Annotated in this window: 14 protein-coding genes; 10 read left to right on the top strand and 4 right to left on the bottom strand. The window is 35.1% G+C overall.

Annotated features, from left to right (window positions below; genetic code table 11):
• Window positions 1-2 precede the first annotated feature (2 nt).
• The 4 genes from M4I44_RS19115 to M4I44_RS19105 all read left to right on the top strand — a co-directional run bounded on the left by M4I44_RS19115 (window position 3) and on the right by M4I44_RS19105 (window position 1,957).
• Window positions 3-182, top strand: coding sequence for a hypothetical protein (locus tag M4I44_RS19115; protein ID WP_249965779.1), 180 nt, complete (start codon window positions 3-5; stop codon window positions 180-182).
• The gene (locus tag M4I44_RS22650) at window positions 143-553 is read left to right on the top strand and encodes an imm11 family protein (RefSeq protein ID WP_371923048.1); all 411 of its coding nucleotides are present in this window, start codon (window positions 143-145) and stop codon (window positions 551-553) included. Before M4I44_RS19115 ends, M4I44_RS22650 begins: the two co-directional genes overlap by 40 nt.
• A 256-nt stretch (window positions 554-809) precedes the next feature.
• Window positions 810-1,115, top strand: coding sequence for a hypothetical protein (locus tag M4I44_RS19110; RefSeq protein ID WP_249965778.1), 306 nt, complete (start codon window positions 810-812; stop codon window positions 1,113-1,115).
• Window positions 1,116-1,378: 263 nt separating this feature from the next.
• The gene (locus M4I44_RS19105) at window positions 1,379-1,957 is read left to right on the top strand and encodes an SMI1/KNR4 family protein (RefSeq protein ID WP_017496344.1); all 579 of its coding nucleotides are present in this window, start codon (window positions 1,379-1,381) and stop codon (window positions 1,955-1,957) included.
• Window positions 1,958-2,154: 197 nt separating this feature from the next.
• Here M4I44_RS19105 and M4I44_RS19100 read toward each other — a convergent pair whose 3' ends face one another.
• The 3 genes from M4I44_RS19100 to M4I44_RS19090 all read right to left on the bottom strand — a co-directional run bounded on the left by M4I44_RS19100 (window position 2,155) and on the right by M4I44_RS19090 (window position 4,083).
• Complete coding sequence (locus M4I44_RS19100; RefSeq protein ID WP_249965777.1) at window positions 2,155-2,436, bottom strand: SymE family type I addiction module toxin; 282 nt, start codon at window positions 2,434-2,436, stop codon at window positions 2,155-2,157.
• A gap of 388 nt (window positions 2,437-2,824) precedes the next feature.
• The gene (locus M4I44_RS19095) at window positions 2,825-3,583 is read right to left on the bottom strand and encodes a hypothetical protein (protein WP_017496343.1); all 759 of its coding nucleotides are present in this window, start codon (window positions 3,581-3,583) and stop codon (window positions 2,825-2,827) included.
• Between the two features lie 2 nt (window positions 3,584-3,585).
• Entirely contained in the window at window positions 3,586-4,083 is a 498-nt protein-coding gene (locus M4I44_RS19090; protein WP_249965776.1) for a MarR family winged helix-turn-helix transcriptional regulator, read from the bottom strand.
• A 214-nt stretch (window positions 4,084-4,297) separates the two neighbouring features.
• Between M4I44_RS19090 and M4I44_RS19085 the strand changes: the two genes are divergently transcribed.
• On the top strand, window positions 4,298-5,845 hold the full coding sequence (locus tag M4I44_RS19085) for an alkaline phosphatase family protein (protein ID WP_249965775.1): 1,548 nt from the start codon (window positions 4,298-4,300) through the stop codon (window positions 5,843-5,845).
• A 166-nt stretch (window positions 5,846-6,011) separates the two neighbouring features.
• A complete protein-coding gene (locus M4I44_RS19080; protein ID WP_249965774.1) occupies window positions 6,012-8,408 on the top strand; it encodes a TonB-dependent receptor in 2,397 nt (798 codons plus the stop codon).
• A 77-nt stretch (window positions 8,409-8,485) separates the two neighbouring features.
• Here M4I44_RS19080 and M4I44_RS19075 read toward each other — a convergent pair whose 3' ends face one another.
• Window positions 8,486-10,633: a TonB-dependent receptor gene (locus tag M4I44_RS19075; protein WP_249965773.1), complete on the bottom strand. Its 2,148-nt coding sequence runs from the start codon at window positions 10,631-10,633 to the stop codon at window positions 8,486-8,488.
• A 296-nt stretch (window positions 10,634-10,929) separates the two neighbouring features.
• Between M4I44_RS19075 and M4I44_RS19070 the strand changes: the two genes are divergently transcribed.
• The 4 genes from M4I44_RS19070 (at window position 10,930) to M4I44_RS19055 (ending at window position 14,418) form a co-directional block, all read left to right on the top strand.
• Window positions 10,930-11,811 carry a bestrophin family protein gene (locus M4I44_RS19070; RefSeq protein ID WP_249965772.1) on the top strand — a complete coding sequence of 294 codons (882 nt, stop codon included), beginning with the start codon at window positions 10,930-10,932 and terminating at the stop codon, window positions 11,809-11,811.
• A 36-nt stretch (window positions 11,812-11,847) separates the two neighbouring features.
• Complete coding sequence (locus M4I44_RS19065) at window positions 11,848-12,303, top strand: MgtC/SapB family protein (RefSeq protein WP_035746451.1); 456 nt, start codon at window positions 11,848-11,850, stop codon at window positions 12,301-12,303.
• Between the two features lie 128 nt (window positions 12,304-12,431).
• Complete coding sequence (locus M4I44_RS19060) at window positions 12,432-13,292, top strand: AraC family transcriptional regulator (RefSeq protein ID WP_249965771.1); 861 nt, start codon at window positions 12,432-12,434, stop codon at window positions 13,290-13,292.
• Between the two features lie 70 nt (window positions 13,293-13,362).
• Complete coding sequence (locus tag M4I44_RS19055) at window positions 13,363-14,418, top strand: hypothetical protein (RefSeq protein ID WP_249965770.1); 1,056 nt, start codon at window positions 13,363-13,365, stop codon at window positions 14,416-14,418.
• The last annotated feature ends 70 nt before the right edge of the window (window positions 14,419-14,488 follow it).

Here is a 14,488-nt window from a genome sequence, read left to right as displayed (position 1 = left end):
AAATGGATATATATAGAATTTCACAGAACTATGATGAGTTTAAATTTTTTGTTTACAACGAAAACAATAATAGTTCACAACAAGCAATAGATTTTAGAGGAGAGTTATTAAGTAGTAATTATGAGAAGTTAGATTTTAAAATATTTATCGATCCAAAAAAAAACAAGATAACAGAAGGTTAGATTTTGATGCGAGTTGTTATTATACAGGGATATTATTAATAAATGAGAAAAACAGAAATCTATTAGCAAATAAATTATCCGAAAAAATAGAAATTCTTGACGTAGAGACAGATTTATCTGAAAAGTTCTATTTTGTTAATTTATTAACAAAGATTGATTGCATAAATAAGGATAATAAATCTAATAGTGATATTATGTTAATGGTTAGAGAAAATAATATATCGTTTAAAAAAAACAATATTTCAGATAATATTATTTTTAGGGACGATAAACTAAGTTCTTCTTATTTCTGTACAAATGAATTTGTTAATTTTATTGCGGAGAATGATATTAAAGGACTTAGATTTGAAAAAGTAGGAATAGCTGAGTAATTAATTTTGACTGTTAATCTATAATATTTAAGATTCACCAGCCAGCAGATATCTTTCTTTAGGATAGTGGAAACTTAAGAAAGTACAGAAAAAAGCAAAACTGCCTCAATACAGAGGCAGTTTCTTGTTTGTAGGTGTAATGAATTTAAATTTTAGACCCAAAAAAACAGGCCAAATTTGCCTAGAGTAGATCTACTTAGAAACGGAAACTAATGCAAAACCAACTATAATTCTGTGTAATTAAAAAGATTAAAAGATGAAAAACGAAACAATATTGGAGCATTGGTCAAATGAAGAATTGATAGGGATAAATTCTTTGCAAAAAAACAATGGTGAAATTATAATTTTAAATAGCTGCAAAGTGATTAGTACAGATTATGTTTCATATTATTCATCACCTCTTTGTCTAACAACTATTGAAAGTTTGGAAAAGTTTAATTCTGATATTTGGACAACTTTTGAAGTTTTTTCAAATAGATTGGAGATCAATAATGAATACCTCGCTCCGCAAAGTATATCTCACAAGCGCTGTGCAAACGTCTCTGACTTTGCGCCAACTTGAAACGTCTAGTTTAAAATACATAAACCGTGAAGTCTAAGACTTTAAAACTAAATTTATTATATACAATTTCTGAAAAAGAAAGAATCAAAATAATATTAAGAAATAAAATAAAAAGCCGGGAGACTTTTACGAACTTTATTAATTCAATAAGTGTAAAAAAAGCGCAAAGTCAGAGACATTTGCGCAGCTTTTCAACTGAACACTCGGGAAAGCTGGTAGTGCGGCGGTACTAAGGTGTAATTAATTAATAAATTAAAAATAATATGGAAGAAATTTTTGAAGCACTAGGAGGCTTAAGAAATATAAAGAATATTTCTAATGCTGTATTAGACAATGAAGATATAGCAAGTATAGAAAAATCGATAGACTCGCACTTACCGGATGATTATAAATCTTATCTTAAGGATTATGGATTAAAAGGGTTTAATGAATCTGTGTTTTTCAAACCATTGAACACTGAAGCGATTTATATCCATGATGAAATATTGGGGATTCCAAATTTTGTGTTTAAAGGTTCTTATGTGGACTCTTTTTTCGGAAAAGTTGAAAACTCACCAAAAGATATCTTTAAAAATCTAAATATGTATCAGGATAGAATTCCTAAAAAATGTTTACCAATAGGGGGTGATGGATTAGGGAATTTGATATTAATAAGATTAACAGAGAATAATTATTCTAATATTTTATTTTGGGATCATGAAAATGAATGGGACGAAGAAGATTACGAAGAAGAATCGGAAGGAAGGAGCTTTGAAGAGAATATAAAATATCAAAATACCTATCTCATAGGAGATAACTTTACTAATTTTTTAGAAAGATTAGAGGTAAAACCTGAAATGTAAGATTTAAAAGGGTTTAAGAAAATACCTGGACTATATAGAAAAGTTTAAAAAAAATGGACAGTTTACAATAATATTTTCTGTAAGTTGGATATGGAAAATATTTACTATTTATGGGAATTATCTTAATATTTAATTGCTAGATCATAAAAAAAACTAAACCCCGCACATTTCAGCGGGGTTTGTTGTGAATATTAGAATCAATTTTTAATTTCTTTCGCTGGCCTGATAATCAGCATGTTTTTCATTACGGTAATGGTCAAATTTTTGCCGATAGTGAATCCCGCATTTTGTAGCCAATTACCGGAAAGGCGAATTTGTGGGAGTTCTTTAGGCCGGGGCCTGAAAATAGAGGGACAACGCGATGCTCTGTAAAAAGAATACGTTTTAACGTGACGAACAGTCAATATCTTAGGTGTTCGTTTTAGGGCAGAGATGGCATTTTTTGCCTCTGCGTGGTTTGTTTTTTCTGTGTAAGTCATTGCAGAAAGTTTTTTAATGGCTAAAAAAAATACGGTTTCAGCCTTTCCCGTTGACTTACACCTTTTCGGAGGCAGTGGGCGCATTAACGCACCACACGGGGGTACTGAAACCGCGTATAGTGACATGTACGGGCATAAAAAAGCCCGCAATGTTCATAGCGAGTAAACTCGCCTCCTAAAAAATGTAAGTCGGGGCAAAAGTACTAAAAGTATTTTTGTGTTTGATAGCGAAGAAAAAAATGTTAGAATCTTTTTTGGGCTGAGGTCAGCATCAGATTAGAAGATTATACCGTTTTAAGTGTTTAAAGCAAAAGCCACAGATTAACGAATTAAAAAGATTAGTAAATCTGCGTAAAAAATATTTAGCCCATAAGAGATACAGTTTTATTTAAAATACCACATAGTTTACTTTGTCAATACCAGTATTTCCTGTTTTTGAATCATAAGCATACACGGTTATTTGGTAGTTTCCCGGTTGTGAAATCAACAAATCGCCTTCCAGTAAATTGGTTGAAACTAACTTTAGATTAACTTCATGAAGCAGTTTTCCATCTTTATGAATTATTGCTTTTGTTTCTATTTTATCTGAATCCCAAATACCGCCCTTTTCAATGATACAGCCGCACATCATGACAATATTTGCCTGTATTTGAAAAGGTTTGTCGCTTATTGATTTTAAAGCAATGTACTGATGGGTTCTGGGTTTTAAAATATCAATAATAAATCCGGGAATTTCTAAAATGATTCCGTCACCCAGTATGTCTTTGCCCGGAATTAACCAAATTTCAGTACTTACTAAAGTCTGTGCCTGTTTGTTGTTATAAGGAGAATGTACTTCAATGCTCACAAAGGTTGGTTCCTCAATATCTATAGAAGCCGTAAATTTTGCTGTTGCATCGTCTGTAATGACCGTATTTCTTTCTTTAGGAAACTTCATGATCAAATCTGTGTTTCCCGTACTTCCGCTTGTTTTTCCTTCCGCCAGTATACTGTTATTGGTTTTATTTCTTACGATTACATAAGCACCGCCCAAAGAACTGCCAATAAATTTGGCATCCTTTGCTTTAGCTCTGACAATAATTTTAGTTTCTTTGGCATATCCTGAAAAGCAGAATATCGATAATAGAATGATGATTAGATGTTTCATTTTTAGGTTTTTAAAATTGCTTTTGAATATTCTTGTTTAAATCTGTAGTAAAATGTGGTTTTATCCAGAGCTTCATCGATCTCGTCCAGATATTTAAGAATACCTAAATCGTGATCCAATACACTTAATATAGTAGCCTCACAGCTGTTCCATATCAATTCAAATTGCGGCAGAGAATGAATTGATTTTTCGGAGAGAGAAACCATTTGTTTTCTTTTGTCCTGCTGATCTTTTTCTACAATTAAATAACCTTTTGAACTCATATTTTTTACAGTCATAACGAGAGTGGGATGCGCGTATCCCAGACTATCGGCTATTTCAGCAATGGACAGTTTTCCTTTATCCCGTAGAAGCATAAAAATCAGATACCAATGTGGTTCAATTTCGATGTTGTTTTCTTTGTAGAATTTCTTGACACTATAAGATATTTTATCACTGATTCTTTTCATCCTGGAATCCAATGCTTTGTATCCTAAATCTTTTAAAAAATCTGAATTCATGTGTTTTATTATTTAGAACTAAAGTAATAAAAAATATTCATAACTATATAGTTGACTATATAATTTAATTAAAAGAAACCCAAGTGATACTAAAATTGGGTATTTGGTAAGAACGTTTGCTTATAGATTTCAATCGAAATTCACAAAATGCGTAAAACTACTCAAGTATTATTTGTTTCATTTTCTTACATTTAGAACTGAAAAAAACAGAAAAATGGAAAATCAAAATCAATTTGATGGGTTAGGAACTTTTGAGCATATCGTAGTTTTAATGCTGGAAAACCGTTCGTTCGACAATCTTTTAGGATATCTCTATGAAAAAGAGGAAGTGCCGACAAATAAGTCTTTTGACGGACTTTATAATCCGGAAATTGATTATGCCAATCCGATACCCCAAAGAGTGACTAATACTTTAGGGAATAAAAGTATTTCACCTTCACGGGCTGCAAATTACCAGACACCTTATCCGGATCCGGGTGAAGAATATCCACACGTGAATACGCAGCTTTTTAACAACATTGAGCCTTCGTCAAATGTCGGTTTATCTGATTATTTAATGACAAAACCTTACAATCTGCCTAATCCTGTGCCTCCTAAGGCTGGTATGAATGGTTTTGTCAACGATTACGAAAGTAATCTGAGGGCAACCTACCGTATTGACAGCCCCACATATGAGCAGTATGAGGTAATCATGCAGTGTTTTCAGCCCGATCAGATTCCGGCAATGGCAACTTTGGCTAAGGAATTTGCGGTTTTTGATCATTGGTATTGTTCAGTACCGAGTCAGACTTACTGCAATAGGGCTTTTTGGCATGCTGCCAGTTCAGGAGGTAAAGTGATTAATCCTCTTGGTGAGGATGGGAGCGGACTTCCAGGAATTGACGCTGACTTGCATGATATGGATTCGTGGATTAAAGAGGTTTGGTCGCTTCCCACTATTTTTGAACGCATGAATGAAAAGGATGTTTCATGGAAAGTCTATTCACCTATTGCACCGTTAAGCCTGACCAATATTGTGAATGGCTTTGGAGAAGGAAAATACAATACGCACGGACATCTTGACTTTTTTGTAGATTTAGAATTTGGAACCCTGCCACAATATTCCTTTGTAGAACCGAAGTTTCTTCACAAACACAACGATCAACATCCATCGGCAGTGAATCATGCCTTAACTGTTGGCACCGTAAAATTAGGGGATGAATTGATACGAGAGGTATATACTGCTATCAAGAATAGTCCTAAAAGAGATAAAATACTTTTTATCATTACTCATGACGAACATGGTGGTTGTTATGACCATGTAAGTCCTCCGGAGACAGTGCCGCCTGTTGCCGGTATGAAAGGTGAGTGCGATTTTACTTTTGATCGTTTGGGTGTGCGTGTTCCTATGATAATGGTGTCTTCGTATATTCAGCCCAATACCATAATCAACGAACAGTTTGAACATACTTCATTTATAAAAACGGTCTGCCAGAAGTGGGGACTGGATCCGTTAACCGATAGGGATAAAGATGCTAAAATCCGGCCTTTTACAGAAGTTTTTTCGAGTCAGAAGAGAACGGAGTGGCCTGATATCCCCTGGGAAATGAAATTGGAGGACCTGCTTCCTGAGCCTGATACCAGCAGTGATCCATTAAACGGATTGCAAAAAGCGATGTTAATCAGTTTATTGCATATTGAAAAGGAGAGAGGACTTGGTAACACTCAAAAAGAAGATATAAAAACCATCGGAGATATGATGGAGTTCATCAAAAGATTCTAATTTAATTTTATTAGAAAAAATGAATATTGCTTTTTTTCTAATAAAAGAATGAAAAATAGTACTTAAAAGTATCAAAACAGGGTTGTTATCTAGAATAAATCAAAATAATTTGGTTTGATTTGATACAAATAATACATTTGCGTTATTAAAAATAATTCTAAATAACATGAAAGTAAAAGTACTATTGCCACTTTTGGGCTGTTTGATGATGCTGCTTACGGCTTCTGCATCATTTGCACAGACGGGTACAATAAAAGGAACGGTTTCATTGTCTAATGATGAGGCAGCAGATAATATCTCTGTAACACTGAAAGGAACAAAGATTGGAACTACCACTGACGCTCAGGGAAATTATGAGATCAAGAACATCAGACCCGGAAATTATATTCTGAAGGTTTCGGTAATTGGGTTTTCATCTAAAGAAAAAAATGTTGAAGTTTCAGCAGGAAGTAATCTTGTCGAAAATTTCACACTGCTAACTACATCTGAAGCACTTACAGAAGTATTTGTAAAAGGGAATGCTAATAAATATACCAAATCTGAAAGCCAGTATGTGTCGAGAATGACGATTAAAAACCTTGAAAATGCACAGGTTTATAATGTGGTTACAAAAGAGTTAATCAAAGATCAGTTGGTAACCAATCAGGATGAGGCATTAAAAAATGTACCGGGTTTATATCAATTATGGGCAGCCACCAATCGTGCCGGTGACGGAGCTTCATGGTATTCTTTACGTGGATTTACTACTCAGAGTTTAGTTAGAAATGGTCTTGCCGGAAAAGTAAACAGTAACACTGATGCGGTAAATTTAGAAAGAATCGAAGTGATAAAAGGGCCATCAGCAACACTTTTTGGAAATGTGGTTTCTTCTTACGGTGGATTAATCAACCGTGTAACTAAAAAACCTTATGATAATTTTGGTGGAGAAATTTCATATCAAAACGGAAGTTATGGTTTTAACCGTTTAACGGCCGATATCAATACTCCAATTAATGATGACCATACCGCATTGTTCAGATTGAATGCTGCTTTTGGAAATGCGAATACTTTTCAGGATTTCGGTTACTCAAAGAGTTTCTTCGTAGCACCGTCTTTTGCTTATAAAGTAAACGATAAACTTACCATCTCTATCGATGCCGAAATTGGAAATCAGGACAACTCTGGTATGCCTTTAATTTATCTTCCTTTTGGAGTTTCTATTGCTGACTTAGGAGTTAATAATGCTAAGAATTTGGATGTTAACTTCAAAAGATCATTTTTAGGAGATGAATTTATGACCAACACCAAAACATTAAACGTTTTTGCGCAGGCTCTTTATCAAATTTCAGAAGAATGGACTTCTCAAACCGTGTTCAGCAGCAGTTCTAATAAAGCAAGTGGTTTACAAACATGGTTTTACCTTTTGAAAGATCAGGAATTTTCAAGAAATGCCTGGGATGCAAATGGAAAAGATAACGCAATCGAATTCCAACAAAACTTTAATGGTGATTTCAAAATTGGATCCATGAGAAACCGTTTCTTAGTTGGTGGTGATATCTATTACGGTTCAAATAAATTAGTGTACCAAAGTTTACCGGGTTATGCGCCGTTTGATACCATAAAGTATACAGGAGCGGTGACTAATTATTATGACTTTAACCCAACAAATGTAAAGGATGCACTTACCGGAAAAGGGAATGCTCCTTATACTACTAACAGTTCTATAGCGACATATAGTGTTTACGTAGCAGATGCAATCAACATTACAGAAAGATTAATTCTTTCGGCAGCGGTACGTTTTGATCATTTTCAAAATAAAGGATCATTTGATCCTGCTTCGAATACAAAAGCGGACAATTTTTCTCAAAATGCCTTCTCACCAAAATTTGGTGCCGTGTATCAAATCGTAAAAGATCAGGTATCTGTTTTTGGAAATTACCAAAATAGTTTTACCAATAAAGGATTCTTAAATGCTAATGTTGGCGGAAAGCTTGAAATGAAACAGTTTGATCCTGAAAAAGCAAATCAGCTTGAAGTTGGTGTGAAAGTGAATGCATTCCAGAATAAAGTAAGCGCAACTTTTAGTTATTATGATATCAAAGTTGACAATATTGTAATCGCAGATCCGAATCTTCCAAATGCGAGCATACAAAACGGAACACAATATAGTAAAGGTTTTGAAGTAGAGCTTACAGCTAACCCAATTCCGGGATTGAACCTTCTTGTGGGGTACTCTAATAATAACTCTAAATTAAATGATTTAAGACCTGTAACTGCAGGACCTGAAAATCTAATCAATTACTGGTTCAGCTATAACCTTCAAAAAACAAAACTGAAAGGTTTAGGTTTAGGATTTGGAGGGAATTACGGAGACGCTACCTACATTTACAATAACGGACCTGGTCAAACTTTTGAGCTTCCGTCATATGCTGTGGTTAATACTGCTTTGTACTACGATCAGCCGAAATACAGAGTGTCTTTAAAAGTAAATAACTTAACAGATCAATTGTATTTTAATGGTTATACGACAATAAATGTTCAGGCTCCACGTACTGTTATGGGAAGTTTAACTTATAAATTCTAGTTTTTTTTAGAATACTGAATACAAAAAGGCTCGAACGTAATGTTCGAGCCTTTTTTTGTTGATGACTTGTGATGTAATTAGAATGCTTGTGTAAAACTTATGGTCAATCGCGTACCATTTTCTTTCACATAATTCATATTGTTCGATTGCCATTGTGAGATAACTGTATAGTAGTCTTTGTTAAATAAATTCTCAACACCTAAACGAATTGTACTTTTTTTCATAAAAGTATAACCGGACGAAAGATTAAAAGCGGTGAATGATTTTATTGGTCCTGTTCCATAAGTATAAGTTCCATTAACAGGCTCAAACCTGTCTCTTCCCGGTGTATTGATCATTTGAAGAAAAATCGACCAGTCTTCGATAGGCCTAAATACAGTATAAGCTGTTATTTTTGGTGGATTGATGCGGTCACCTCCTAAATACACTTTTTTGTCGGCAAGTTCACGTTTCCCTTCTGTAAGAGAATAAGTAGCTCCGATATCTATTTTGGAATGAAGACGGTATTTTGCTGATAACTCAAAACCATAGATCTTTTCAGGTGAACGGGAAATCTGTGGATTACCGTCGATATAAACATAAGAAGCACCTAATTTGGAAGTACTGTAATAAACAGCTGCTTCATAAGATAATCGATCTACAGCTCCGGAGAATCCAAATTCATAATTATTGGCAGTAACTGCTTTTATTGAAGTGTTGTTAACGGTATTTTCTTTTGCAGCACGTAATACTAAGCCTAAATCGGCTACACTGAAACTTTGAGAAAAACTTACAAAAGGTTTAAACAAATTCCATTTTGTATATCGCAGTCCGGCATTGAACATTAGCGCATTAAAATGTAATGCCCCGCCGTTTACTGCGACACCTCCACCTACATAAGTTCCGTTTACATAATTACGAATACCAATGGTGGTATAGTTAGGAACGTCAATGTTTACATTTTCAAGTCTCAAACCGGTTTTAAATACCAAGTTTGGTCCAAACATGTTTTTAATTTGAAAGTATGGAGCGAGGTTGGTCATATTCATTTCCGGAATTACCAATCTGCCATCAGTAAGATGAGTATCGGTAATATCCGAAAGAATATCCAGTCCGTAAGTGACATTACCAGATATAAGAGAATTGATTTCGTAGGGACTGTTTAAATTCAAACGAAAACCAAACTTTTTACTTTGTGTAGCAGGTTGTCCTTTGTTTTCAAAAAAGTCACTATAGTTAATAAGTGTAAGATAATCTTGAAAGTAAAGAGTAGCATTAATATCTGTATTTCCAATAATATTTTCCCCAATATAACTTAAAGCCGCATTGTGGTTATAAGGAGTTCCTTCCGGTTCTCCGGGACGTGACCCTTTGATTCCGGTAGTAGGCTGGTCAAAACTTCCATACACTCCGGCTTTAGCGATATAATCGGTATGCTGCGTACTTTTGAAATAATTGTACATTAATTCCAGACGATTGTTAGCGTTAAGATCATATCCGATTTTAGCAAAAGCATTCCAGTTTCTAAGATCGTTCATTCCATATTCCGGTGAAAGAACACGTCCTTTTGCATCGCGATAAAGTCCTGTTTCTTCATAACGGCCACTAATTACATAATCGAACTTCTTAATTTTTCCGTTGAACTGCTGTGACACAAAGAAACCGGCAGTTTCTTTAGGTTTAATCAATGAGAAAGCTGTTCCAGCCTCTGTTGATCCGCTTATTGCTTTATCGGTAGTTGGTTTTTTTGTAATATAATTGATCAAACCACCATCAGCACCGTTACCGTAAATTGCGGTAGCACCCTTAATTACTTCAACACGATCCAGCACTGTAGGATCCAGAGAACGCATGTCTTTTGCTCCATCCCTTAAAGGTGTCGATTGCGGAATACCATCAATCATTACTAATACGCGGCGGCCACGTAAAGTCTGACCTAAATTCTGAGTTCTATTTGTGGTAAAACCTAAACCCGGAACTGTCGTACCCAGAATATCACTTAAATTGGAGCTTATGCTCAGTTGCTGTTGTAATTGTTTCTTTGAAAGTATCGTTACTGAAGAAGGAACTTCGTTTAAACTTTCGACTTGTCTTGTAGCAGAGATAACAATTTCTTTTAATTCATTGTCAGATTTTGATTGATCAGGTAAAATACTGTCCTGACTTTTGGGATTTGTTTTAGAAGCTTGTTGTGCGGAAAGTGAACTTATAGTAAAGAACACCATCAGCAAAGAATAAATTCGCATATTTGGTTTATTTAGATTTAATTAAAATAATTGCAAATATAAAGAATCTATTAGAAGAAAAGCAGCACGATTTTAGCTGCTTTTCTATTTTATTATTTAGTTTCGTTGGAGTTAGTTATTTAATTCGGCTGATTTAAGTTTTGTTATTCCTTCGTGAAGAATTTGATCTTTCAAAGTTTAATTATAAGCAGTCCAAATGACCAGGTAACAGCTATAAATAACTTTTACCTCAATTTAAATTTTTATATTTGAATTGTCTGATACAGAATCAATTGTTGAATTTTTAATCATTACTTATGTTATTAAATAGGAGAATATCACTTTTGTACTTTGTTAATGAGATTAGATCGCAGATTGTACTGATCGTACTATTTGCGATATTAATTGGATTGCTCGACATGCATCCCTTATTTCAACAGGTATCTCTGCCGTTAAGTATTCCGGCATTAGTGGGTACTGCGGTTTCTCTTCTTCTTGCTTTTCGGACAGCGCAATCGTACGAAAGATGGTGGGAAGCCCGAACCGTTTGGGGAGCGATAGTAAATGATTCCAGGACTTTAATCCGGCAGATAATCCAATTTACATCAAAAGAAAATAAAGAGATTGCCGATGCTTTTACAGAAAGACAGATCATCTGGCTTTATGCATTGGGAGAGTCATTGCGCAAACAGCCGTTTTCACCAAGGGTGCAGACTTATCTTGATACTTTTCAGATCAAAGCCTCTAATATCCCTAATGCTTTGTTGGATAAACACTCCCTTAATATTGCAGAATTGGCATCACAAGGACTAATTTCAGAGTTTAAACAGGTGCAGTTAAATGAAACATTAGCCAGGCTTTGTGACAGTATGGGTAAATGTGAACGTTTAAAAAATACCGTTTTTCCAAAATCATACAGCGTATTAGTTCATACCCTGATCTATGTATTTGCAGCTATACTCCCTTTTGGACTCGAAGACTCACAGCTGGTGGTAGAGATTCTTATAACGATATTGATTCCTGTTCTGTTTATTTCAATAGAAAAAACAGCTATTATAATGCAGGATCCTTTTGAAAATACACCTGTTGACACACCAATGACTTCGCTTGCAAAAACAATAGAGATCAATCTGCTCGAAATGACAGGGGCAGAAAATATACCAGTAAAAGAAAAAAACGAGCTTTATTACGAGATGTAATAAAATTACAATGTGGCATTAAAAAAGTATTTTATTATGGATATTGAATTTGAACTTTTACTTTCTGCCAAATTACTGTTGGCGCTTTTATTGGGAGGAATTATTGGTATTGAGAGAGAAAGAGAACAGCAGAATGCGGGTGTGCGAACTTTTGCCTGTATTTGTGTAGCTTCTTGTCTTTTTGTTTCTATTGCTGCTCATCTCACCGAGGATAAATCGGCTATTGCCAGAATGCTTGCTGCTATTGCAACAGGACTTGGTTTTATAGGGGCAGGGCTTATTTTTAGAGATGAAAAAAATCTACCTAAGGGATTAACCACTGCATCGGGTTTATGGACGACTTCGGCTGTAGGTATGGCCATCGCGCTCAATATGTTTGTTATCGCCATCTGCTCGACAGCCATTATCCTTTTTATATTTACAATTAATCAATTCTCATGGTACAGAAAGTTTGTGGAGAAATTATTTAAAGATAAAAATCTGAAAAAGTAATCTAAAAAAGTAGGTAGGTATTGAGTGTGAAATTATTCAGAATCATAAAAAAGAGATTTCTTTCAACAATGTAAATTTGTATTTTTAATTCATCTATAATACAGTAAGAAATTAAAAAAGAAAAAGCATTGGTCACAAAAATTAAAACGTATCATTTTCTTCCCTATAAGTACGGTTCGGAATTGCTGTTGGATATTGGACGTATCGAAACATTGGAAAATTTTGTATTAGACAATACGTTACATCAGCTTAGTTTTTACGAAATTCTTTTCATCGAAGAGGGAGCGGGCGCTATTACATTGAACGAGAATAAGATGGTAATAAGCCCGGGGACTATTATTTTCACAAGTCCGGGACAAGTGCGCTGTTGGGAGATTGAGCAGACGGTAAAAGGGTATACACTTTTCTTCGAAAAGGATTTTCTTTATCTTTTTTTCTCGGATGAACTATTTCTGTATCGATTTCAGTATTTTCATCAATATTCTCGTCCAACCGAGATGCAGCTATCGGAGACATCTTTCGCAAAATGTCTGGAACTTTTGTATGGAATTGAATTGGAGTTTGATGAGCTTCAGAATGACAGCAGTCATTTGATCAGGTCGCTTTTGTATCAATTGCTTGTAATTCTCAATCGATATTATGCCGATGTTCACAAGGTTCAGAGAGATACCTATGTTCATTTAGACTTTTACAGATTTCGATCTTTGCTGGAAAAGAAATTCACAGCAGATCATAGTGTTGAAGCTTATTCAAAAGCCCTTACTATCAGCTCGGGACTTCTTAATAAAATTTGCAAACAATTTAGCGGATTATCAGCGCAGCAAATGATTCATCACAAGCTGATTTCGGAAATAAAGAAACAACTTTGTCAAAACAAATCCGCAAAAGAGATTTCATACGAGTTTGGTTTTTCAGATCCATCTAACTTTAATCGCTTCTTTAAAAAAATAACCGGGACTACACCTCAACAATATAGAAAGAAGCAATAATTGACCATTTTAAAGATAAAATGACCATTTTGGCAGGATGAGAATATTCTAATTTTACAAAAAAAAGGATATGATAAAATTCACACTTAAATTTCTATTGTTGGTAATGAGCGTATCGTCCCTACAGGCAGAACAGCTATACGTTAATCCTAAGACTGGTCATGACACAAATTCAGGACTAAAAACGCACCCATTAAAAACACTTGCAGAGGCGGCAAAGCGTATAAACTTAAACAAAGAACAGGGAGCAACAACAATTTTCCTTTCAGAAGGGGTACACCTGTTAACGGAGACCGTTATCTTCACAAATGATAAGTATACTTTAAAAAATCGTCTGGTCATTCGTGCAGAGATTATGCCTGATGATGCGGATTGGACCCCTCAAAAAATGCCGGTGGTAGTTACGGCAGTACCGCTTTTACCGGGAGTGGGAGGAGAAGAGGCCAAAGGGATACAGCCTGAGGTTAGCCATGTAACCATTGAAGGTCTGCGATTTACAGGCAGTCCCGATTACTCTTATATAGATGGTAATAACCTGCGTCGTTCCTATCCGATATGGCGTAATGGGAAAAGACTGGACGATTTGCTAGTAACACAGTGCCTGTTTGCCGGCGATGTTGACGTATTGCCGCTACATGTGGGAGTTATAGCCAATGGTTATGGACTGGTTATTGATCATTGTGTTTTTTTCAACTGCAAAAATCCGGTTGTTTTTTGGCAAACCGATGGAGGAACCGGAAGTCCAAATGTTATGCGTTATTCACTCGTATATGGCAGTTATTTTAGTGGTGTTTGGACGACACAAAGTACCAATGGAGACCATTTCGACTTTCATCATAATATAATAGCAAACAGCAGTACCGTATGGATACGAGAAAAAGGAAGCACACGCCAGTACAAAGCTTCGGACTGCCTTTTTACAAATTACACCAATCTGGCAGGGTACGGAAGTGGTCCGTTAAGTGGTAACGATGCAACATCGACAGATTTTCTAAAAATGGAAAACGTACAAACTACGGGAACTGTAAAAATTGAAAAAGATCAGAGCAAACGCAATTACCTGCAATTGGCCGAAGGTTCAGCAGGTTCAAATCTAAAAGCGGGGCTTTTCAAAAAGAATCAGTAAGTTTTGAAATTTCACGCTGAAACTTTTTTTATAGATTAGGATCGTGTGACTCGTTAATCTGTACTATGTT

Source organism: Flavobacterium sp. B183 (genome assembly GCF_023539155.1).
In the GTDB taxonomy this organism is placed as follows: domain Bacteria; phylum Bacteroidota; class Bacteroidia; order Flavobacteriales; family Flavobacteriaceae; genus Flavobacterium; species Flavobacterium tructae.
Note: the sequence above shows the minus strand (reverse complement) of the source record. Positions and strands in the feature narration are given on the sequence as shown.

Coding starts and splice junctions, on each gene's coding strand:
- M4I44_RS19105 (WP_017496344.1), top strand. CDS start 1,379: ATGGAAGAAATTTTTGAAGCACTAGGAGGCTTAAGAAATATAAAGAAT.
- M4I44_RS19055 (WP_249965770.1), top strand. CDS start 13,363: ATGATAAAATTCACACTTAAATTTCTATTGTTGGTAATGAGCGTATCG.
- M4I44_RS19110 (WP_249965778.1), top strand. CDS start 810: ATGAAAAACGAAACAATATTGGAGCATTGGTCAAATGAAGAATTGATA.
- M4I44_RS19090 (WP_249965776.1), bottom strand. CDS start 4,083: ATGAATTCAGATTTTTTAAAAGATTTAGGATACAAAGCATTGGATTCC.
- M4I44_RS19065 (WP_035746451.1), top strand. CDS start 11,848: ATGGATATTGAATTTGAACTTTTACTTTCTGCCAAATTACTGTTGGCG.
- M4I44_RS19115 (WP_249965779.1), top strand. CDS start 3: ATGGATATATATAGAATTTCACAGAACTATGATGAGTTTAAATTTTTT.
- M4I44_RS19075 (WP_249965773.1), bottom strand. CDS start 10,633: ATGCGAATTTATTCTTTGCTGATGGTGTTCTTTACTATAAGTTCACTT.
- M4I44_RS19080 (WP_249965774.1), top strand. CDS start 6,012: ATGAAAGTAAAAGTACTATTGCCACTTTTGGGCTGTTTGATGATGCTG.
- M4I44_RS19085 (WP_249965775.1), top strand. CDS start 4,298: ATGGAAAATCAAAATCAATTTGATGGGTTAGGAACTTTTGAGCATATC.
- M4I44_RS19095 (WP_017496343.1), bottom strand. CDS start 3,583: ATGAAACATCTAATCATCATTCTATTATCGATATTCTGCTTTTCAGGA.
- M4I44_RS19100 (WP_249965777.1), bottom strand. CDS start 2,436: ATGACTTACACAGAAAAAACAAACCACGCAGAGGCAAAAAATGCCATC.
- M4I44_RS19070 (WP_249965772.1), top strand. CDS start 10,930: ATGTTATTAAATAGGAGAATATCACTTTTGTACTTTGTTAATGAGATT.